15 protein-coding genes are annotated in these 21,506 nt (G+C 68.3%); 13 read left to right on the forward strand and 2 right to left on the reverse strand.

Features of this window, described 5'->3' with window-relative positions; translation table 11 throughout:
• Positions 1-635: 635 nt before the first annotated feature.
• Together V1318_RS06855 and V1318_RS06860 are read right to left on the reverse strand one after the other, a co-directional pair.
• Positions 636-761, reverse strand: a complete 126-nt coding sequence (locus tag V1318_RS06855) for a hypothetical protein (RefSeq protein WP_332938852.1) — start codon at positions 759-761, stop codon at positions 636-638.
• Positions 762-863: 102 nt separating this feature from the next.
• The gene (locus V1318_RS06860) at positions 864-1,337 is read right to left on the reverse strand and encodes an RDD family protein (RefSeq protein ID WP_332938853.1); all 474 of its coding nucleotides are present in this window, start codon (positions 1,335-1,337) and stop codon (positions 864-866) included.
• 115 nt (positions 1,338-1,452) lie between these two features.
• On the opposite strand from V1318_RS06860, the gene xerD reads away from it, so the two are divergent.
• The 13 genes from xerD (at position 1,453) to V1318_RS06925 (ending at position 21,490) form a co-directional block, all read left to right on the forward strand.
• Positions 1,453-2,427 carry a site-specific tyrosine recombinase XerD gene (gene xerD / locus V1318_RS06865; protein WP_332938855.1) on the forward strand — a complete coding sequence of 325 codons (975 nt, stop codon included), beginning with the start codon at positions 1,453-1,455 and terminating at the stop codon, positions 2,425-2,427.
• 457 nt (positions 2,428-2,884) lie between these two features.
• Complete coding sequence (locus V1318_RS06870; protein WP_332938856.1) at positions 2,885-3,760, forward strand: DsbC family protein; 876 nt, start codon at positions 2,885-2,887, stop codon at positions 3,758-3,760.
• Positions 3,761-3,941: 181 nt separating this feature from the next.
• Positions 3,942-7,916 (forward strand): phosphoribosylformylglycinamidine synthase, encoded by a 3,975-nt coding sequence (gene purL / locus V1318_RS06875; RefSeq protein WP_332938858.1) that lies wholly within the window; start codon positions 3,942-3,944, stop codon positions 7,914-7,916.
• A gap of 417 nt (positions 7,917-8,333) precedes the next feature.
• A complete protein-coding gene (locus V1318_RS06880) occupies positions 8,334-11,120 on the forward strand; it encodes a hypothetical protein (RefSeq protein WP_332938859.1) in 2,787 nt (928 codons plus the stop codon).
• An 86-nt stretch (positions 11,121-11,206) separates the two neighbouring features.
• Positions 11,207-14,608: an Ig-like domain-containing protein gene (locus tag V1318_RS06885; protein WP_332938861.1), complete on the forward strand. Its 3,402-nt coding sequence runs from the start codon at positions 11,207-11,209 to the stop codon at positions 14,606-14,608.
• Between the two features lie 144 nt (positions 14,609-14,752).
• Positions 14,753-16,504: a type II secretion system ATPase GspE gene (gene gspE, locus V1318_RS06890; protein ID WP_332939011.1), complete on the forward strand. Its 1,752-nt coding sequence runs from the start codon at positions 14,753-14,755 to the stop codon at positions 16,502-16,504.
• A 40-nt stretch (positions 16,505-16,544) separates the two neighbouring features.
• A complete protein-coding gene (locus V1318_RS06895) occupies positions 16,545-17,009 on the forward strand; it encodes a hypothetical protein (RefSeq protein ID WP_332938863.1) in 465 nt (154 codons plus the stop codon).
• A gap of 13 nt (positions 17,010-17,022) precedes the next feature.
• Positions 17,023-18,240 (forward strand): type II secretion system F family protein, encoded by a 1,218-nt coding sequence (locus V1318_RS06900; protein ID WP_332938865.1) that lies wholly within the window; start codon positions 17,023-17,025, stop codon positions 18,238-18,240.
• 252 nt (positions 18,241-18,492) lie between these two features.
• On the forward strand, positions 18,493-18,924 hold the full coding sequence (gspG, locus tag V1318_RS06905; protein ID WP_332938866.1) for a type II secretion system major pseudopilin GspG: 432 nt from the start codon (positions 18,493-18,495) through the stop codon (positions 18,922-18,924).
• A 40-nt stretch (positions 18,925-18,964) separates the two neighbouring features.
• Positions 18,965-19,465 (forward strand): GspH/FimT family pseudopilin, encoded by a 501-nt coding sequence (locus V1318_RS06910; RefSeq protein WP_332938867.1) that lies wholly within the window; start codon positions 18,965-18,967, stop codon positions 19,463-19,465.
• Positions 19,462-19,923, forward strand: coding sequence for a prepilin-type N-terminal cleavage/methylation domain-containing protein (locus V1318_RS06915; protein ID WP_332938868.1), 462 nt, complete (start codon positions 19,462-19,464; stop codon positions 19,921-19,923). The genes V1318_RS06910 and V1318_RS06915 overlap by 4 nt, the downstream gene beginning before the upstream one ends.
• Positions 19,920-20,579 carry a prepilin-type N-terminal cleavage/methylation domain-containing protein gene (locus tag V1318_RS06920; RefSeq protein ID WP_332938869.1) on the forward strand — a complete coding sequence of 220 codons (660 nt, stop codon included), beginning with the start codon at positions 19,920-19,922 and terminating at the stop codon, positions 20,577-20,579. The genes V1318_RS06915 and V1318_RS06920 overlap by 4 nt, the downstream gene beginning before the upstream one ends.
• Complete coding sequence (locus V1318_RS06925) at positions 20,576-21,490, forward strand: type II secretion system minor pseudopilin GspK (RefSeq protein ID WP_332938870.1); 915 nt, start codon at positions 20,576-20,578, stop codon at positions 21,488-21,490. Before V1318_RS06920 ends, V1318_RS06925 begins: the two co-directional genes overlap by 4 nt.
• The last annotated feature ends 16 nt before the right edge of the window (positions 21,491-21,506 follow it).

Here is a 21,506-nt window from a genome sequence, read left to right on the forward strand (position 1 = left end):
ATCGCTTTCTCTCCCCCAGGCTCCCTGCAGGAGCGGCGCAAGCCGCGACCGCGAATCGCGGCTGCGTCGTTGGCTTCGTCTTGCGCGAGCTTTCTGTGGGAGCGGCGTGAGCCGCGATCGCGAACTCCGGCTACGGCGCCAGCTAGGCGTTGGGGTGGATCTGCTGCTGCCCTCGCTTTGCGTGCTTGGCCGGAAGGTCAACGGCTTGCGCCCACTGCGCCACGAGTCACTATTCTCCCGCCCAAGCTCCTTGTAGGGGCGGCGCAAGCCGCGACCGCGAATCGCGGCTGCGTCGTTGGCTTCGGCTTAGGCGAGCTTTCTGTGGGAGCGGCGTGAGCCGCGATCGCGAACTCCGGCTACGGCGGTGGTCTGGCGCGCTGGGAGATGTGCCGTTGCTCTCGCTCTGCATGTTTGCCACGAAGTTCAACGGCTTCCGCCCGCTGCGCGTGCGGGTCACTTTCTCTTGCTAGCCCAAGAGAAAGTAACCAAAGAGAAGGGCTAGCGGGACCAAACCTCCCCTGCGGGTTCAGTGCTGGCGCCGGGATTTTTCGAATGGACATCCTTGTCCATTCGAAAAACGGCGCGCGTCCTGCGCGCCGCCCTTCGGGTCTACGGTTGTTCGCGTGGGTGCGGGGCTATGGATTCCAATGCCGGGGCAACGGCAACGGCAACGGCAACGGCAACAGCAACGGCAACAGCAACAGCAACGGCAACAGCAACAGCAACGGCAACAGCAACAGCAACGGCAACAGCAACAGCAACGCGGCTGCTGGTGCGCTGCCGCGAACGACGCCGGCCGTAGGATGTGGTGAGCCGCAGGCGAACCGCATCGTCGCGCGGTTACGGCGACAAGCGTCGCCCGATCATTTCTTCGGCAGCCGGATCAAGCGTGTCCCACTGGCGCGGTCGTGCCAGGTGAGGCGGTCGCGGTCCAGCCAGGCCCACCAGAAGCCCGCGCCAGCGGCCAGCAGCGACACGCTGCCGACGCCGTAGCGGATCAACAAGGCCGTCCAGGTCGGCGTGCCTCCGTCGGCGCCGATCAGGCACAGGCGCCAAGGGCGCATGCCCAGCGTCTGGCCGCCGCGGCGCCAGCTGATCGTGGTGTAGGCGCCGGTGAGCAGCCAGCACACCAGCCACAGCAGCCACTGCAGGGCGCTGAACGGCGCGATGTTCTCGTGCACGTCGTGCCCGGACAGGGTGTAGCCGACCGAGAACAGCACCGAAGCCAGCATCCACAGCGCCAGCACCGGCCAGAAATCGTAGAACAGCGCCAACAGGCGCCAGAGCACGAGGGCGTCGGGGCGGGCGGGCATGGCGGGGGTGGTGCGTTCGGTCATCGCAACAGGATAGCCGCCGCGCGCGCGGTCGTAGCGCGACGCCTGCGGCCGCCCGCGATCCCAATGGCGCGGATCGGGCTTGCGTCGGCGCGCCCGGCTGAGGGACGCTGCGGCGATGACGTCGCCGAAAACCCGCAAGACCACGCCCGCCGAACGCCGCAGCCTGGCGATGTCGTTGCCGCCGCTGCCCGACGCCGACGAGGCTGCGATCCAGGCATTCCTGGATGCGATCTGGGCCGAAAGCGGCCTGGCCCAGCAGACCCTGGACAGCTATCGGCGCGACCTCGCGGGCCTGGCGCGCTGGCGCGGCGGCCGCGGCGGCGGCCTGGCCGGCGCCGATCGCGCGGCTTTGTTCGACTACCTGGCCTGGCGCACCCAGGAGGGCTATTCGCCGCGCAGCAATGCGCGCCTGCTGTCGGCGCTGCGCGCCTTCTACGCCCTGCGCCTGCGCCGAGGCGAGCGCGCCGACGATCCCACCGCCTTGCTGGAGCCGCCGCGGCTGCCGCGTTCGCTGCCCAAGGCGCTGGCGGAAAGCCAGATCGAGGCGTTGCTGGCCGCGCCCGAGACCGACACGCCGCTGGGCCTGCGCGATCGCGCCATGCTGGAGCTGATGTACGCCGCCGGCCTGCGCGTGAGCGAGCTGGTTAACCTGGTCGCGACCGCGGTCAACCTGCGCCAGGGCGTGCTGCGCGTGACCGGCAAGGGCGGCAAAGAGCGCTTGGTGCCGTTGGGCGAGGAGGCCCAGCACTGGCTGGAGCGCTATCTCGCCCAGGCGCGCCCGGTGCTGGCCGGCAAGCAGGCCTTGAAGGCTCTGTTCGTGGGCGGCGCGGGCGAGGAGGGCGCGCCGACCCGGCAGCAGTTCTGGCTGCTGGTGAAACGCTACGCCGCGGTCGCAGGCATCGATCCGGCCAGGATCAGCCCGCATGGCCTGCGCCACAGCTTCGCCACCCACCTGCTCAACCACGGCGCCGACCTGCGCGCCCTGCAAATGCTGCTGGGCCACAGCTCGCTGTCGACCACGCAGATCTACACCCTGGTGGCGCGCGAGCAGCTCAAGCAACTCCACGCCAAGCATCATCCTAGGGGGTGAGGCCAAGGCGCTTGCGCGGCACTGCCGCGCGCCTTGGCCGAACGCCTGGCGCGCTGCGCCAGGCCGGGGGAGCCACTCCGAGCCCCAGCATCGCCACACCCAAGCGCACCACTGCCGCGCGCCTTGGCCGAACGCCTGGCGCGCTGCGCCAGGCCGGGGGCCACTCCGAGCCCCAGCATCGCCTCCCAAGCGCTCCACTGGCTCGCGCCTTTGGCGAAGGCCCGGCTCGCTGCGTCGGGCCGGCTCGCCATACAGCCCGCCGGCATTCCCCGGCCAAAGGCCGCTTTCCCCCCAATTCCCCGTCTTCCCAAGTTCCCCAAAACGCCAACCCCGTCGCGCTAGCGCCGCCGGGGCCGGGGCCGGCCACCGACCCCGGCGCGCGCCCCGTGCGACAATCGTTGAACCACACCTTCTCCGCGCGGTCCAACGCCCGGTGAACCAGCCAAGGACCCGATCGATGAAGTACGCCCTATTCGCCGTGCTCGGAGCGCTCAGCCTGTCGGCCTGCGCCGAGGCTCCCAAGCCCGCCGCCGATACCGCTCCGGCCGCGGCCGCCGCCAGCGCCAAGCCCGCCGCGGCCAAGGCCGCCGCCGGCACGCCGGACGCGCGCGCGATCGAGGCGATCCGCGTGCTCAATTCGCGCGTCACCGTCGAGCGCGTCGGCGCCGCGCCGATCCCGGGCTTCCGCGAGGCGATCGTCGCCGGCCAGGTGGTCTACGTCAGCGACGACGGCCGCTACCTGTTCCTGCCGGGCTCCGGCGGCGCGCTGTTCGACACCACCGCCAAGAAGAACCTCAGCGAAGTGGCCTTGGCCGGCATGCGCAAAGAGGCTTTGAAGGCGATCCCGGCCAGCGAGCGCATCGTGTTCGCGCCGGCCAATCCGAAGTACACGGTGTCGGTGTTCACCGACGTCGAGTGCGGCTACTGCCGCAAGCTGCACAGCGAGATCGCCGAGTACAACCGCCAAGGCATCGCGATCGAGTACCTGGCCTTCCCGCGCGCCGGCATCGGCAGCCAGGACTACAACAAAATGGTGTCGGTGTGGTGCGCGCCGGATCGCCGCAAGGCCCTGACCGACGCCAAGAGCGATCATTCGGTGCCGAACAAGAACTGCAGGAACAGCATCAACCAGCAGTACGACGTGGGCCAGCGCGTGGGCCTGACCGGCACCCCGATGATCCTGGCGGCCGACGGCACCCAGCTGGGCGGCTACGTGCCGCCGGCGGCGCTGCGCGAAACCCTGGACAAGCTGGCCGCCGACGGCAGCGTCAAGCCGGCCGCGAACGGCCCGGTGGACGCCGTGCCGGCTGCGACCACGGCCGGCGGGGCCTGAGCCCGCCGCCCCGGCCCAGCGGCCGGGCGCCGCAAAACGATGCCGCCGCGAGGCGGCATCGTCGTTTCTGGGTCCCGGCGGGGCCGCCGGGCCGGCCGGATCGCATTCGCGGCAAGGAAAACGGCGCGGGTGCGGGCGCTTGGATACAATACCGGGCCCGACGTTGCACGGTTCCCCGGACATGATCGTCCTCGAGGGCCTTTCGGCCCTGTCTCCGTTCCGCCGCGAACGGCTCCAAGCCCGCCTGCAAGCCATCCACCCCGAAGTCCGCCTGATCGACGCCTGGCCCGTGTATTGGGTCCGGCCCGACGCTGGCGCGCAGCCGGATGGCGAAACCCTGCGCCGCATCCTGCAGGCCGAACCGGACGCCGCCGCGCGCGCGGAAGGCGCGGTCTCGCGCTATGTCACCCCGCGCCTGGGCACCCTGTCGCCCTGGGCCAGTAAGGCCACCGAGCTGCTGCGTGGCGCCGGGCAGCCGGTCGCGCGCGTGGAGCGCGGTACCCGCTACGACCTCGCCGGCTGGCCGGCCGATGCCCCCACCCAGGGCGCGTTGGCCAAGGCCCTGCACGATCCGATGACGCAGTCGCTGCTGGAAGCGCGCGACGACGCGGCGGCGCTGTTCGCGGTGCCGGAGCGCGGCGAGCTGGAGCGCATCGGCCTGGACGGGCTGGAGAACGCCAACCTGCGTCTCGGCCTGGCCCTGGCGGAGGACGAGATCGCCTACCTGCGCGAGCGCTACGCCGCGCTCGGCCGCACGCCGTCCGACGTCGAGCTGATGATGTTCGCGCAGGCCAACTCCGAGCACTGCCGGCACAAGATCTTCAACGCCTCCTGGACCATCGACGGCCGCGAGCAGACCAGCTCGCTGTTCAAGATGATCAAGCACACCCACGCGCAGACGCCGGAAAACACCCTGTCGGCGTACAGCGACAACGCGGCCGTGGTCGAGGGCTATCCGAGCCGGCGCTTCCGCCCGCAGCCGGGCAGCCAGGCCTATGCGGCCGAGGCGGAAACGCCGTCGGCGTTCTGCATCAAGGTCGAAACGCATAACCACCCGACCGCGATCGCGCCGTTCCCGGGCGCCAGCACCGGCAACGGCGGCGAGATCCGCGACGAAGGCGCGACCGGCCGCGGCGGCCGTCCCAAGGCCGGTCTGTGCGGTTTCAGCGTCTCGCACCTGCGCATTCCGACCCTGCCGCAGCCCTGGGAGGGCGAGCGCGCGCTGAATCCGCGCATGGCGCCGGCGCTGGAGATCATGCTCGACGGCCCGATCGGCGCGGCCGCGTTCAACAACGAGTTCGGCCGCCCCAACCTGGTCGGCTACTTCCGCAGCTTCGAGCTTGCCGAGGGCGCGCATGCGCGCGCCTACGACAAGCCGATCATGCTCGCCGGCGGTCTCGGCGCGATCGACCGCGTCCAGGTCGCCAAGCTCGGCCTCAAGCCCGGCCACGCCGTGATCGTGCTCGGCGGCCCGGCGATGCTGATCGGCCTGGGCGGCGGCGCCGCCAGTTCGGTCGCCTCCGGCGACAGCGCCGAGGACCTGGATTTCGCCAGCGTCCAGCGCGACAACCCGGAAATGGAGCGTCGCTGCCAGGAAGTGATCGACCGCTGCGTCGCGCTGGGCGCGGACAATCCGATCGACAGCGCCCACGACGTCGGCGCCGGCGGCCTGTCCAACGCGATCCCGGAACTGCTGCACGACTCCGGCCTGGGCGGCGTGATCGATCTGGCGCGCGTGCCCAGCGACGACCCCTCGCTGTCGCCGATGCAGCTGTGGTGCAACGAATCGCAGGAACGCTACGTGCTCGGCCTGCCGGCCGACCGCGTCGAAGATTTCGCCGCGATCTGCGAACGCGAACGCTGCCCGTTCGCGGTGGTCGGTTACGCGACCGCGGAAGAGCGCCTGGTGGTGGGTTACGGCGCGACGGTCGAGACGGTCTACGGCGCCAACGCCGAAACCGAGGCGCAGTGGCCCATCGATCTGCCGATGGACCTGCTGTTCGGCAAGCCGCCGAAGATGCACCGCGACACCCGCCGGCCGCCGGCCGCGCCGTGGCCGGCGCTGAACTGGAGCGGCCTGGACCTGCATCAGGCGGCGCTGCGCGTGCTCGCGCATCCGACCGTCGCCTCCAAGCAATTCCTGGTCACCATCGGCGATCGCAGCGTCGGCGGCCTGACCGCGCGCGATCAGATGATCGGCCCTTGGCAGCTGCCGCTGGCCGATTGCGCGATCACCCTGTCGGGCTTCGAAGGCTACGTCGGCGAAGCGATGGCGATCGGCGAGCGCACGCCGCTGGCGCTGCTCGATGCCGGCGCCGCCGCGCGCATGGCCGTGGGCGAGGCCATCACCAATCTGTGCGCCGCGCCGGTGGAATCCCTGAACCGGATCAAGCTGTCGGCGAACTGGATGGCCGCGGCCGGGCATCCGGGCGAAGACGCGCTGCTGTTCGACGCGGTCAAGGCGGTGGGCCTGGAGCTGTGTCCGGAACTCGAACTGAGCATCCCGGTCGGCAAGGACTCGCTGTCGATGCAGGCGCAGTGGCAGGCCGACGGCGTCGCCCACAAGTCGGTGTCGCCGGTGTCGCTGATCGTCAGCGCGTTCGCGCCGGTGGTCGACGTGCGCCGGCAGCTCACTCCCTTGCTCGCCCGCGAGCCCGACAGCGAGCTGTGGCTGATCGGCCTGGGCGCCGGCAAGCAGCGTCTGGGCGGCTCGGTGCTGGCGCAGTGCCATCCGCAGGCGACCGGCGCGGCCGACGCAGGCGGTCTGCCGGCATTCTCCGCACAGTCGGCCGACGGCGACCGCGACGACCTGGGCGTGCCCGATCTGGATCACCCGCAGCGCCTGCGCGATTTCTTCGAACTGATCCGCGACGCGCGCGAAGCCGGCCTGCTGCTGGCCTACCACGACCGCAGCGACGGCGGCGCCTTCGCCACGCTGTGCGAGATGGCGTTCTGCTCGCGCCTGGGCCTGGACATCAGCCTGGACGGCTGGGGCGAGGACCCCTTCCGCACCCTGTTCAACGAAGAACTCGGCGCGATCGTGCAGATCGCCGACGAGGACCGCGCCGAGTTCGCCGACCTGGTCGCGCGCCACGGCCTGATCGACTGCGCGCAACGCATCGCCAAGCCGGTGCTGAGCCGGGTCGAAGGTGCGGCCGCCGCGCCCGCGATCCGCGTGCGCGAGGACGGCGCGACCCTGGCCGAATGGCGTTGGGACGAACTGTTCGATGCCTGGTGGTCGGTCAGCCACGCCATGCAGAAGCTGCGCGACAACCCCGATTGCGCCGACGAGGAGCGTGCGATCGCGCGCGACTTCGCCGCTCCGGGCCTGAAGCCCAAGCTAACGTTCGATCCGGCGGACGACGTCGCCGCGCCGTTCGTGAACCTCGGCGCGCGTCCCAAGGTCGCGATCCTGCGCGAGCAGGGCGTCAACGGCCAGATCGAGATGGCCGCGGCGTTCGACCGCGCCGGCTTCGAAGCCTTCGACGTGCACATGAGCGACCTGATCGCCGGCGGCGTCTCGCTGCAGGACTACAAGGGCTTCGCCGCCTGCGGCGGTTTCAGCTACGGCGACGTGCTCGGCGCCGGCCGCGGCTGGGCCACTAGCGTGCTCGAACGCAGCGCCCTGCGCGACGCCTTCGCCGCCTTCTTCGCGCGCGAGGACAGCTTCTCGCTGGGCGTGTGCAACGGCTGCCAGATGCTGGCCCAGCTCAAGCCCATCATCCCCGGCGCCGAGCATTGGCCGCGTTTCCTGCGTAACCGCAGCGAACAGTTCGAAGCGCGCCTGGGCCTGCTCGAAGTCGCCGAGTCGCCGTCGCTGTTCTTCCGCGGCATGGCCGGCTCGCGCATCCCGGTGTCGGTGGCGCACGGCGAAGGCCGCGCGAGTTTCGACAGCAATCTCGATCAGAGCGCCGCCGACATTTCGCTGCGCTATATCGACGGCGAAGGCCGTGTCGCCGAGCGTTATCCGCTCAACCCCAACGGCTCGCCCGACGGCATCGCCGGCCTGACCTCGCGCGACGGCCGCGCCACCATCCTGATGCCGCACCCCGAGCGCACCCTGCGCAGCGCCAATCTGAGCTGGGCGCCGCGCGACTGGACCGGCGACTCGCCGTGGCTGCGCATGTTCCGCAATGCGCGGGTGTGGGTGGGGTAAGCGCTGGCGGTAAGCTGCGATGCATGAGAAGGGCGTCCGAAAGGGCGCCCTTTTTTTTGACCGTCGCTCGGGCGGGTTCTCCTGCTAGATGCCCTTCTCATGCGGGCATTCGACTGCGCACGTTGCGAGTAGCGGCAACGATTGCTTCCGATCAGACGATGCCGCGGCGTGGCCTGCGCCAAGCCGTGCCCGCGCTGCGCCGAGCCGTGCTTGGCATGCATAGCCGCTCACACTTTCGCCGCGAACCGATCGCGAGGTCTCGATTTCTCGAGGAATCGCTCGTGCGATCAAGCGTGCGCGCACTGCGCCGAAGCGAACGCATCCGCGCATTCTTCGGGCCGACAATGCATCCACTACGACCGGGCGATCACGACCGGTCTCACAGCGGGCCATCGGCCCCGGGTCGAGGGGAAGACCGTGCGATATCTGATCGGTGCATTGCTCACGCTTACGTCGTGCGCGGTTTACGCGCAGAGGGCGCCGTGGGAGGAATACGACAAGCTCATCAAGTCGGCGCAGACCATCAAATCCGAAGGGCCGACCTTGTTCGGCGATTCGGTGAATCTCTACACCGGCGCGACGAGCTTCGCGACCACGGATGTGTCGATCCCCGGCAACTTCCCGATTCCGGTCGCGCTGGGCCGGCGCTTCGCCCACGCGACCGACGCGCGCAATCGCCCGTTCGGCGATTGGGATTGGGACGTGCCCTACATCAGCGGCACATTCAGCCGCGCGGAAGGCTGGGTATTGGGCGCGGCAGCGACCACCGCGACTGCCAATCGTTGCTCCTCGCCGACCAGCCTGGAGACGGCACGCCCGCCGACGGTGAAGATCCAAAGCGACACGCCGATCCGCGCGCCAGCGGTGCAGCCCTGGGAGTACTGGAGCGGCTACCGCATGGTGGTGCCCGGCGGCGACCAGGAACTGCTGCTGGCCACCGCCGAAACCCGGCCGCGCCCCACCGACGGCGGCAGTTATCCCTGGGTGACCAACAAGCACTGGCACCTGTCCTGTCTGTCCAGCCTGCAGAGCGGCCAGGCCGGCGAAGGCTTCCTGGCGCGTTCGCCCGACGGCACCCGCTACCGCTTCGACTGGATGGTCGCGCGTGCGTCCGACGACCTGCTCAAGCCGGTCACCGCTGACGGCACGGTGCTGCAGCGCCCGGTCCCGCGCGACGAGATTCGCTTGTATCCGACCCGCATCGAAGACCGCTTCGGAAACTGGGTCGCCTATCAGTGGAGCGGAGCGCAGCTGCAGTCCATCACTTCCAGCGACGGCCGCCAATTGTCGTTTACCTGGGAAAATCTCAACGGCTACGACCGCGTGGCCAAAGTGGCCACCAACACCGGTCGCGAATGGCGCTACGGGTACTCGGCCTATTCGCAGCTGACGTCGGTGACGCTGCCGGACAACAGCAGCTGGAGCATCGATTTCCACGCGCTGTGGGGCAACCCCTATTACAGCAACGAGCCCGAGCCGCAGATTCCCGGCGGCCAGACCCGCCTACAGGACAAGGCCTTGAACTGCAGTTGGATGCGCGCGTTGGTGCCGCTGACCCGCAGCGCGTCCATCGTTCACCCCTCGGGCGCGCGCGGCGAGTTCGTCTTCCAGACTATCCGCCACGGTCGTCAGCACGTGCCATTGGATTGCATGGCGCCTCCGGACATGAGCGCGCGACCGGAGCCGGACTACCAGCCGACCGAGGACGCCTACACCGCGATGGTGCCCGCGCGATTCGACGTGCTGGCCGTGCGCAGCAAGACCGTGACAGGACCGGGCCTGCCGGGATACACCTGGATCTACGACTACACCACGCCCATCGGCAGCTGGGAGGGTACCTGCGCGAACTGCGCCGCTACCAAGACCACCACCGTTACCAGCCCAGGCGGCCAGCGCACGGTCAACACCTACGGCGTGGTGTTCAACGAGAACGAGGGCCAGTTGCTGCAGGTGGAGACCTATTCGGGCAGCACGTTACTGCGCAGCGCCACCACCACCTATTTGAGCAACGCCGCCGCGCCGCAACAGGCCTTTGCCGATCGTATGGGCCAGAGTCCGCAGATTCGCCTGGACTCGTTCTCGTCCGAGCGCCAGCGGCCGCAGATCGCCGGTTCCATTCAGCAGGACGGGGTGCGTTTCGACACGGCGAATGAAACATTCGACGAGTTTGCGCAGGCTACCCGCGTCGGCCAGTCGAATACCTTGGGCTATACCCGTACGGATCTGACCGACTACTACAACGACAAGACGCTGTGGGTGATCGGCCAGGTCGCCAAGCAGACCAACGCCAATACCGGCGCCATAGTCTCTCGCACCGACTACCACGCGGCCAGCGCGCTACCGCTGCGCCACTACGCCTACGAAAAGTTGCAACAGGCCCTGGGCTATCACCCCGACGGTACCCTGGCCAGCGTGACCGATGGCCGCAACCTGACCACCTCGGTGGCGGACTGGAAGCGGGGTTCGCCGCAAACGGTGAGCTTCCAGGACGGTACCCGCAAGCTCGCCTCCGTGGACGGCAACGGCTGGTTGACTTCGTTGGCCGATGAGAATGGTTACGCCACCGGCTACGGTTACGACGCGATGGGTCGAATCACCCGTATCACGCCGCCCGCCGGAGACGAGGTGGCATGGAACGCGACGACCGTGATGTTCGAGCAGGTCGGTAACGCCGAATACGGCCTGGGCGCGGGGCACTGGCGCCAAACCGTGACCACCGGCAATCACGTCAAGGCCAGCTACTTCGATGCCTTGTGGCGTCCGGTGGCCGAGAGCGAACACGATGCGGCCGATGTGGCGGGTACGGCGCGTTGGAACGCCAAGCGTTACGACGAGGAGGGGCGTGCCGTTTTCGCATCATATCCGCGCAATCCTCACGTCGACGGATGGATCAACTTCGATGACGCGTCGTTGAAGGGCACGCGCAGCAGTTTCGATGCGTTGGGCCGGCCGACCAGCACCGTGCAGGACTCGGAGCAGGGACCGCTGACCAGCCGCGTCGACTATCTGACCGGCTTTCGGCGCATGACGACCGACGCGCGCGGTATCAAGGCCATCGAAAGCTTCCAGGTCTATGGGCAACCCAGCTACGAGCAGCCGGCGGTGATCGACGCCGCGGTGGATACGGCTGACAAAGCCCGCACCACCATCGTTCGCGACGTGCTGGGCAACACCAAGCAGATCGTGCGCGGCCCGGGCAGTTGATCCGGCGTTTCGATCAGGGGACCGCGATACGCGATGGCGCGTCGTGGACGCATAGGACAAAGGGCCGGACGGCCTACAGGTCGGTTATGGATAAGATTCGCGATGTGACGGAGCAGGCGCTGGCGAAGACGCCCGCCCGTAGTCCGATGGAACTGCTGCTGTGCCTGCTGGTGGCCCTGATACCAGGCCTGGCTGCCGCCGGCGCTGGGCCCACGCTGAGCTTCAGCTACCCGGCCGCGCCGGAGATGAACTTCGCCGCGCCGGCCAACGTCAAGGTGCTGTTGAACGCGACGTCGGGCTGCGGCCCGATCAACATCTTCGTCACGGGCCCGGGATTGGATACCTCCGTCACCAACGGTCAGGTGCTCAATAACTTGCCGCCGGGACGGTATTTCATCGACGCTTCGTTCGAGATGTGCGACCGCCGCTGGATCGACCCGGTCAACGCCGGGCGCGCCTTCAACGTGCTCGGCGGGTCGATCACGGCGTCGCCGCAGACCTGCACCATTCCCTGGGGCGGCAACGCCTGCTACACCACGATCAACTGGAGCTCGAACGCGGCTAATGCCGAGGTCTGGTACTCGCTGCCGGACGGCAGCATCATGACCCGTTGGGCCAGCGGGCAGAATGGCTCGGCTAACGGGGGCATAGACAGCCGGGGGCTGCGCTTCCACCTGAAGAGCGGCGATCTGACCTTGGCTACCGTGGACGTAGCTGCGGTACCGACCAACAACAGCTCCCCCGCGGTCAATCTGACCGGTCCGGGCAACAACTACGTCTACCAGACCGGCACTCCGATCGCGTTCACGGCCTATGCTTCTGATCCGGACGATGGCGTGCAGCGCGTCGAGTTCTTGATCGACGGCGTCAAGATGGGCGAAGACATCAGCGCGCCTTATGAGCTGCATTGGACCGGCATCGAGGGCGGTCACAGCTTAGTCGCGCGCGCGTTCGACACCCGTGGCTACCACACCGACTCGGCGGCCATGTGGATCATCGGAAACGGCCCGCCCAGCATCGCCCTGACCAGCCCTGCCAGCGGTACCCAGGCGGGTATTCCAGCCAGCTTCCTGCTGCGAGCGACCGCGTCCGACGTGGACGGAGTCAACCGGGTGGAGTTCTACGCCGACAACCAGCTGGTCAATACCGACAACGCTGCGCCCTACGAATATACGTGGTCGGGCGCGAGCGTCGGTCCGCACACAGTGCACGCGATCGCCTACGACAATCGTGGCTTGTCTGCGCGTTCGGTCGCCGCCAACGTGACCGTTTCGCCGCCGGCCTCTGGCCCCACTGGATTGACGCGCCAATACGTCTACGACCAGTACCAGCAGCTGTGCAAGATTATCGAGCCGGAGACCGGTGCCACGGTCATGACCTACGACGAGGCCGGTAATCTGGCCTGGTCGGCGGCCGGCTTGAATCTGCCGGACCCGAACAACTGCAATCTGGCCGAGGCCGAACAGTCCGGCCGCAAGGTGGCGCGAAGCTACGATAGCCGTAACCGCCTTGCCACGCTGGCCTTCCCCGATGGTCGCGGCGACCAGGTCTTGGCCTATACGCCGGACGGTCTGGCGCGCGAGGTGACCACCCGGAACGACGGCGCCGGCCAGGGCGCGGTGGTTAACAGCTATGCCTACAATAAGCGCCGTTTGCCCACGTCCGAAACGATGACGCAGCCGGGCTGGTACAGCTGGTCAGCCAGCTATGGCTACGACAGCTACGGCAACCGCAATCGCGTGGTCATTCCGGACGGTCAGCCGATCACCTACGTCAACAACGCGCTGGGTCAGGCCACGTCGGTGGGGTCCAACTGGGGCACGCTGGCCGGCAGCATCAGCTACTACCCTAATGGCGCGATCAAACGCTTCGTCTACGGCAACGGCGTCGTCCACTCGATGGCCCAGAACGAGCGGCTGTTGCCTGCGCGCGTGACCGATACCGGCGTGTTCGATCAGAGCTACGCCTACGACGGCAACGGCAACACCACGGCGATTCGCGACGTCAATGCGGTGAATGGGGTGTACAGCGGCAATCGCGACATGCTCTATGACAACCGCGATCGCCTGGTGCAGGCCCATCTGCATTGGTTGACGGTTCGCGGCTTTGGCTACGACGCCCTGGACAACATCCGGTACAAGAGCAACTTCAACGGTGCGACCACGGCCACGGACTACTACTGGTACGACGACAAGAACCGCGTGACCAACTTCCGCAATGATGCGGGCGCCACCACACTGGGTCTGGGCTACGACGATCAAGGCAATTTGAAGAACAAGAACGGGCAGGAGTACGACTTCGACTTCGGCAATCGCCTACGCAAGGTCGTCGGCAAGGAGACCTACCGCTACGACGCCCATGGACGCCGCGTCTCGGTCACCGGCCGCCCGGACACTACTTCCACCCTGTCGTTCTACGGCCTCGACGGACAGGTGTTGTACCGCGAGGAGCACCATGACGGCGAAGCTCAGAACGATAGCCATCCCGAACTCAACGTGCCGCATATCTATCTGGCTGGCAGCTTGCTGGCGACGGTGGAATGGAGCCGCGCGACGGGCGTCGGCCAGCTGAAGTACCAGCACACCGACGCGCTGGGCAGCCCGATCGCGGTGACCGACCCAGCCGGTACTGTGGTCGATCGCACCCAATGGGAGCCGTATGGCGGCGCGATCAACAAGCCGAACTACAACGGCGTGGGCTATACGGGTCATGTGATGGACGGCGCGACCGGGCTGACTTACATGCAGCAGCGCTACTACGATCAGAACGTGGGGCGGTTCCTAAGCGTCGATCCGGTAACGGCATATGAGAACGGCCCCGAGCAATTCAACCGTTACGCTTATGTGCATAACAATCCGTATTCGTTCTTTGATCCGGATGGCCGTGACGCGGAGGAGCGCACCGACTGGACATCCATGAGCGCGCATCCCACGCTGGTCTCGGCGCTTAACTCGGGGGCAGAGGCGGTCATTAGTAGTGAGAATAGGAAGGCGGCGGCGGAGTCGGTCGCCAAGCAGATCACGGAAGCCATAACGAAAAATCCCAATCAGGATGCACCGCTGGATGCCGGCCAGCTAGGCGTGCTTGCCAGCTGGACCATGATCGAAGTGGCGAAGTTTCAGGAGAAATACGGTTCGTATGGCGAGATGTCGACGCCGAGGTTCATGCATTTGATCAGTGGTCCAGTGGGCGACAGCATATTCATGAACAATGTATGGGCGCCGCACATGTTCAGTGTTTCCGGGATGCCTGGGGGGTATGGAGGCCGTCATTTGGGCGCCAGTATCAATTACATGATGCAAGGCATGGCTTGGAACGCTGGCGGCTACTCGAAAGCTCAAATGAATGCGGCGATAAGAACGTGGAACACGGGCCAGGGCGTGTTCGGAGACGGTTCCCGTAATTTCCGGCAGATCCCCCACGCCATCCGGTGGGCCGAGTTCGGCTACGACTACTATTCCGCGCGTTCAAAAGTCGACGTCCCGTAGTGCGCAACGTTTTCGCTGGATATGCCGAGCGGGGTCCGGCATCGGCACGCGACCCCGCTTTGCTACTGCGTTGGAATGCCAACCGAAACTGCTAAAGTCCGGGTTCACGCGCAGGAGGGTGACGTGAACGCAGTAGCCACCAATATGGGGTCGCCCGGGGCTCCGGAACCCGGGCCGTCCGCCGCCGAGGCCGGGGCCGGAGGCCCGCAGGCCGCGGTCGACGCGGCCATCGTCGAGGCCCTGCTGGCCAAGGGCCGGCTCAAGGAGCCGGACCTGGCGCGGGCGCGCCGTTTGCAGGAGGAAACCGGCGGCAGCCTGTTGGCGCTGCTGGCCCGGCTGGGTCTGGTCTCCGAGCGCGACCACGCCGAAACCGTGGCCGCGGTGCTGGGGCTGCCCCTGGTCAGCGTCAAGGACGCACCGGAATTACCTCCGGAAGGTGTCGCCCTGACGCCCAAATTCATGAAGCAGTTCGCGGTTTGCCCGGTCCGCGAGACCGAGCAGGCGGTCGAGGTGCTGATGGCCGACCCGCAGGACGTCTACACCCTGGACGCGCTGCGCCTGGCCACCCAGCGCGACATCCGCCCCTACGTGGCGCTGCGCTCGGAGATCGGCGACCTGATCGAGCGCTGGCACGGCCAGGGCCGCAGCGCGATGGGCGCGATCGTCGAGACCGCCGAGGGCGAGGGCAGCGGCGACCTGGACGACGTCGAGCACCTGCGCGACCTCGCCTCCGAGGCGCCGGTGATCCGGCTGGTGAACCTGGTGATCCAGCGCGCGGTCGAACTGCGCGCATCCGACATCCACATCGAGCCCTTCGAGAACCGCCTGAAGGTGCGTTACCGCGTCGACGGCGTGCTGGCCGAGGGCGAGAGCCCGCCGGCCAACCTGACCGCGGCGGTGATCAGCCGCATCAAGATCATGGCCAAGCTCAACATCGCCGAGCGCCGCCTGCCGCAGGACGGCCGCATCATGCTGCGCGTGCAGGGCAAGGAGCTCGACCTGCGCGTGAGCACGGTGCCGACCGCGCACGGCGAGTCGGTGGTGATGCGACTGCTGGACCGCGAAACCGTGGTGTTCGACTTCCACAAGCTGGGCTTCACCGACAACTTCCTGCCGCAATTCCAGAAGGTGCTGGACCAGCCGCACGGGATCCTGCTGGTGACCGGCCCGACCGGTTCGGGCAAGACCACCACGCTGTACACGGCGCTGAGCAAGCTCAACACCAGCGACGTCAAGATCATCACGGTCGAAGACCCGGTCGAATACCAGATCGAGGGCATCAACCAGATCCAGGCCAAGCCGCAGATCGGCCTGGATTTCGCCCATGCGCTGCGTTCGATCGTGCGCCAGGACCCGGACATCATCATGATCGGCGAAATGCGCGACCTGGAGACCGCGCGCATCGCGATCCAGTCCGCGCTCACCGGCCACTTGGTCTTGAGCACGCTGCACACCAACAACGCCGCCGGCGGCATCACCCGCCTGCTCGACATGGGCGTCGAGGACTATCTGCTGACCTCGACCATCAACGGCATCCTGGCCCAGCGCCTGGTGCGCCGCCTGGAGCCGACCCACGCCGAGAAATACCCGGCCTCGCCGGAGGAGATCGAGAAGTTCAACCTGCGCCGCTACCAGCCGCACGGCGAGGTCTACCTGTACCGGCCGCGCGGCTCCGCGCTGGCGCCGACCGGTTACCACGGCCGCACCACGATCATGGAGTTCCTGGTCATGAACGACGAACTGCGGCGCGCGGTGATGCGCCACGCCGGCATGGGCGAGATCGAGCAGATCGCGCGCGAGGCCGGCATGCGCACCATGTACGAGGACGGCATCGAGAAGGCCCTGGCCGGACAGACCACGATCGAAGAAGTACTGCGCGTGACCGAGGACGCGTGACCGCGTCGGGGCCGCGCGCCACCACCACAGGGGAAGGCGCATGAACAACGCAACGGTAAGGATATCGGGCCTGTGCCTGCTGGCGGCCGCGCTGACGCTGGGCGGCGCCGCGCAGGCGGCGGGCAAGCCGGCGGCCAAATCGCTGGGCAAGGACGCGCTGCCGGCCGGCTTCGCGGTCGGCAAGGGCCAGCCGCCGCTGACCCTGAAAGTCGAGGTCGCCGACGGCAAGGCCAGCGGCACGGCGGTGAGCGACGCCGCCCAGGCCAACGTCACCGCCAGCGGCAGCGCCGACGGCGGCGAGACCATGCTGACCATCCGTCACGACCTGGCGGTCGCGCTCAAGTTCGACCTCTACATCTCCTCCGACGGCGAGCGTTTCGAATACACCAGTTCATGCGCGGTGACGCCGGGCATTTCCAGTTTCGAGATGTGGTCGCGGCCGATCCGCGCCTTCGCGCTGGGCAACCCGCGCGTGGTGCCGGCCGGCCGCATGGCCTGCGACTGAGCCGCCGCCGCCGATGCCCCTGTACCACTACAAAGCGCTCAACGCCCGCGGCGAAATGCTCGACGGCCAGATGGAGGCGGCGACCAATGCCGAGGTCGTGCAGCGCCTGCAGGAGCAGGGCCATCTGCCGGTCGAGGCCAAGCTCGCCAGCGAGTCCAGCGGCGCATCGGTGTGGAAGGGGCTGTTCAAGCCCAAGCCGTTCGCGGGCGCGCGCCTGGTCCAGTTCACCCAGCAACTGGCGACCCTGCTGGGCGCCGGCCAGCCGCTGGATCGCGCGCTGACCATCCTGCTGGAATTGCCCGAGGACGAAGCGGCCAAGCGCACCGTCACCGACGTGCGCGATGCGGTGCGCGGCGGCGCCTCGCTGTCGACGGCGCTGGAGCGCCAGCACGGCACCTTCTCGCGCCTGTACATCAACATGGTGCGCGCGGGCGAGGCCGGCGGCAGCATGCACGAGACCCTGGCGCGCCTGGCCGACTACCTGGAGCGCAGCCGCGCCCTGCAGGGGCGGGTGATCAATGCCCTGATCTATCCGGCGATCCTGGTGGTGATGGTCGGCGCCAGCCTGTTGTTCCTGCTCGGCTATGTGGTGCCGCAGTTCGCGGTGATGTACGAAAGCCTGGACGCGCCGCTGCCGTTCTTCACCAAGATCGTGCTCAGCGTCGGTCTGTTCGTGCGCGATTGGTGGTTCCTGCTGGTGGCCGCGCCGGCGGTGGCGGTGTGGTGGTTCGACCGCAAGCGCCGCGATCCGGTGTTCCGCGAGGCGCTGGACGGCTGGCTGCTCAAGCGCAAATTCGCCGGCGCCCTGGTCGCCAAGATCGAGACCGCGCGCCTGGCGCGCACCCTGGGCACCCTGGTGCGCAACGGCGTGCCGCTGATGACGGCGCTGGGCATCGGCCGCAACGTGATGGACAACCGGGTGCTCGCCGCCGACGTCGAAGCCGCGGCCGAAGAGGTCAAGAACGGCGTCGCCCTGTCGACCGCCCTGGGCAAGGGCAAGCGCTTCCCGCGCCTGGCCCTGCAGATGATCCAGGTCGGCGAGGAGTCGGGCGCGCTGGACACCATGCTGGTCAAGACCGCCGAGACCTTCGAGCACGAAACCAGCCTGGCCCTGGACCGCATGCTGGCGGCGATGGTGCCGGTGATCACCGTGGTCCTGGCCGGCGTGGTCGGCACCGTGGTGCTGGCCGTGCTGACCCCGCTGTACGATCTGACCAATGCGATCGGCTGAACGCGGGGCGGCGGAATTGCGACGGAGTTCCCCGTTCAGGCTCGCGCCTGGCGGTCCGGATCGGCGCGATTCCGCCGTTTTGAACGCAAGCTGTACCGCTTCCCGCGCGGCTGTTCCGGCGTCGGGATCGCGGCACAGAATCGAGCTGGACCGCGCCGCCCCGGAACCGTTCCGGCGTGCGGCGGTCGAATCGGAGCCCGGGGGCAGCGGGACCGCCTCTTCTGTGTACCCAACCACCTACGGATGAACGAAATGCGAAATCCCCGTTCCCTGCGTCGCCCGTCCGCCGCCCTGCAGCGCGGCATGAGCCTGATCGAAATCATCATCGTGATCGTGCTGATCGGCGCGGTGATGACGGTGGTCGGAGCCAAGGTGTTCGGCGCCAACGACAACGCCAAGTTCAAGCTCGCCAAGACCCAGGTCCAGACCCTGGCCGGCAAGGTCGAGTCCTTCCAGATGGACACCGGCCGCCTGCCGTCCTCGCTGGACGAACTGGTCAAGGCGCCGTCCGACGCCAGCGGCTGGCTCGGCCCCTATGTGAAGGACGTCGACCTCAAGGACCCCTGGGGCCATCCGGTCGAATACCGTTCGCCCGGCGAAGGCCGCGACTTCGACGTGGTGATTCTGGGCAAGGACGGCAAGCCCGGCGGCACCAGCGTCGACGGCGACGTCAAGTACGAGTAAGCCGCGCATGAGGCTGTCGCGGCATCGCCCTTGCGCACCCGTGAGGGGCCACCGGGGCTATGCCGCGGCGCGGGCGGTCGTGGCGCCGCGCCGCGCCGCGCGCGGTTTCACCCTGCTGGAAATGCTGCTGGTGATCGCGCTGATCGCCGCGATCGGCTTGCTGGCCGCGTTCGCGTTCACCGGCGGCATCGCCGGCATGCAACTGCGCAGCAACGCCAAGGAGCTGGCCGCCCAGTTGCGCTACACCCGCACCCAGGCGATCGCCACCGGCCAGAAGCAGACCTTCACCGTCGACCCCACCGCGCACACCTGGAGCGGCGCGAACGGCCGCGCGGGCGAGATTCCGAAGTCGCTGAAACTGTCCTTCATCGGCGCGCGCCAGGTGCAGCCCAGCGAAGGCGAGGGCGCGATCGTGTTCTTCAACGACGGCGCCTCCACCGGCGGCCGCATCCAGCTCAGCGCCAAGCGCGCGGGCTGGAACATCGACGTGGCCTGGTTGACCGGCGAAGTGAAGCTCAAGCGCGTCGAGGCGCGGCGATGAGCGCGGCGATGCCGCGCCGTGGCGGCTGGCGCGCGCGGCGCGCGGCGCGCGGCTACACCCTGATCGAAGTCATCATCGCCTTCGCGCTGCTGGCGCTGGCGATGACGCTGTTGCTGGGCACGCTGTCGGGCGCGGCGCGGCAGGTGCGCTGGTCCGGCGACGCCGGGCGCGCGGCCCTGCACGCGCAGTCGCTGCTGGACCAGATCGGCGTGGCCGAGCCGCTGACGCCGGGCCAGCAGAGCGGCGATTTCGAGGAAGGCCGCTACCGTTGGACCCTGGGCGTAGCGCAGTGGCGCGATCGCGCCGTGGCCGCGACCCAGCAGCCGGTCGACGTGAACGGCCCGCAGTTGTTCGAAATCACCCTGGCGGTGGAGTGGGGCGACGGCGGTCCGGCGCAGCGCTTCCAGTTGCGCAGCCTGCGCAGCGCGCTGCCGGGCACCGAGGCGGTGCTGCCATGACGCGCGCGCCGCGCCGGTCCGCCGCCGGTTTCACCCTGATCGAGATCCTGCTGGCGACCGTGCTGTTGGCCGCGGGCGTGGCGCTGGCCTTCGCGACCCTGTCGGCGGCCACCCAGACCGCGACGCGCGGCGAAGCCATCGCCCAGCGCAGCGAGCGTCAGCGCGCGGTCGAAGGTTTCCTGCGCAAGCGCCTGATCGCGACCCGCCCGGTCGCGTTCGGTTTCGATCAATCCAGCGCCTTGCCGCAGCGCTTCATCGGCGAACCCGACCGTCTGCGTTTCGTCGCCGATCTGCCCGACTACCTCGGTCGCGGCGGTCCTTATCTGCACGATTTCGCGATCGAATCCGACGGCGACCAGGCGCGCATCGTGCTGTCGCTGTCGATGGTGCTGGCCGGCCAGACCATCGAGGAAGAACAGCAGCGTCCGCCCGAGCTGCTGGTCGAGGGCCTGAAGTCGGCGCGCTTCCGCTATCGCGCGCTGGACGAGACCGGCAAGCTCGGCGACTGGCAGGAACGCTGGCAGGCGGTGGAGCAACTGCCGCTGATGGTCGAAGTCACCCTGACCGACCTCGACGGCCGCGACTGGCCGCCCCTGGTGGTGTCGCTGCCGCTCGCCGCCAGCATGGCGCGCGGCGTAGTGCCGGGGACGATATGAGCGCGTGCGGCCCGATCGCGCAGCGCAAGGACCGCGGCGCCGCGCTGCTGCTGGTGCTGTGGCTGATCGCCATGCTGACCGCGCTGGTCGGCGCGTTCGCGCTGTCGGCACGGGTCGAGAACCTGCAGGGCCGCGTGCTGATGCGTGGCCTGGTTGCGCAAAACGCGGCGCGTGCCGGCATGGAATTTGCGCTGACCCGGGTCGGCCAGACCGATCCGCGCCTGCAGTGGCGGCCGGACGGCACGGCGTATCGCTGGTCCTATGCCGGCGCCGAGGTCGAAGTGAAATTGATCGACGAGAACGGCAAGGTCGACCTCAATCAGGCCGATCCGGCGCTGCTGACCGCGCTGATCCAGGGCGCCGGCGGCGTCGAGCAGCAGGCCGACGCGGCGCGGCTGGCCTCGGCGATCGCCGATTGGCGCGACCCCGACCCGCTGACCCAGATCGCCGGCGGCGCCGAGGACCCGGACTACGCCTCCGCGGGGCTGCCCTATGGCGCCAAGGACGCGGAGTTCGAAAGTGTGGCCGAAGTCGAGCAGATCCTGGGCTTCACGCCCGCGCTGTATGCCAAGCTCGAGCCCTACCTGACCGTCTACAGCGGCCGCGCCCAGCCGGATCCCGCGTTTGCTGCGGCACCGGTGCTGGATGCGATGGGCCTGAACGGTGCCGATGTGGTCGCCCAGCGTGGCCGCCGCAACCCGGATGGCACAGCGATGCCGGGCGGCGGCGTTCCCGGGCAGTTGCCCGGTCTCGTCGGCGAAGGCAGTGGCACCTATAGTATCGACAGCCGCGCGCGGCTCTCCGATGGCCGCGAGTCGGTGTTGCGGGTAGTCGTGCGCGCCGGAGGCGGTGCCGTGCCTGGCATGGCCTATACACCGTTGCGCTGGGAGGAGGGAGCTTCGCCACGATGAACTCGCAAGTCGAAAG

Source organism: Lysobacter sp. CCNWLW3 (genome assembly GCF_036697405.1).
Lineage (GTDB): Bacteria > Pseudomonadota > Gammaproteobacteria > Xanthomonadales > Xanthomonadaceae > Lysobacter.

What these genes read in the sequence shown, in the direction of transcription:
- V1318_RS06870 (WP_332938856.1), top strand. Translation starts at nt 2,885, where the DNA reads ATGAAGTACGCCCTATTCGCCGTGCTCGGAGCGCTCAGCCTGTCGGCC.
- gspG (WP_332938866.1), top strand. Translation starts at nt 18,493, where the DNA reads ATGCGAAATCCCCGTTCCCTGCGTCGCCCGTCCGCCGCCCTGCAGCGC.
- V1318_RS06885 (WP_332938861.1), top strand. Translation starts at nt 11,207, where the DNA reads ATGGATAAGATTCGCGATGTGACGGAGCAGGCGCTGGCGAAGACGCCC.
- gspE (WP_332939011.1), top strand. Translation starts at nt 14,753, where the DNA reads ATGGGGTCGCCCGGGGCTCCGGAACCCGGGCCGTCCGCCGCCGAGGCC.
- V1318_RS06900 (WP_332938865.1), top strand. Translation starts at nt 17,023, where the DNA reads ATGCCCCTGTACCACTACAAAGCGCTCAACGCCCGCGGCGAAATGCTC.
- purL (WP_332938858.1), top strand. Translation starts at nt 3,942, where the DNA reads ATGATCGTCCTCGAGGGCCTTTCGGCCCTGTCTCCGTTCCGCCGCGAA.
- V1318_RS06920 (WP_332938869.1), top strand. Translation starts at nt 19,920, where the DNA reads ATGACGCGCGCGCCGCGCCGGTCCGCCGCCGGTTTCACCCTGATCGAG.
- xerD (WP_332938855.1), top strand. Translation starts at nt 1,453, where the DNA reads ATGACGTCGCCGAAAACCCGCAAGACCACGCCCGCCGAACGCCGCAGC.
- V1318_RS06925 (WP_332938870.1), top strand. Translation starts at nt 20,576, where the DNA reads ATGAGCGCGTGCGGCCCGATCGCGCAGCGCAAGGACCGCGGCGCCGCG.
- V1318_RS06860 (WP_332938853.1), bottom strand. Translation starts at nt 1,337, where the DNA reads ATGACCGAACGCACCACCCCCGCCATGCCCGCCCGCCCCGACGCCCTC.
- V1318_RS06895 (WP_332938863.1), top strand. Translation starts at nt 16,545, where the DNA reads ATGAACAACGCAACGGTAAGGATATCGGGCCTGTGCCTGCTGGCGGCC.
- V1318_RS06915 (WP_332938868.1), top strand. Translation starts at nt 19,462, where the DNA reads ATGAGCGCGGCGATGCCGCGCCGTGGCGGCTGGCGCGCGCGGCGCGCG.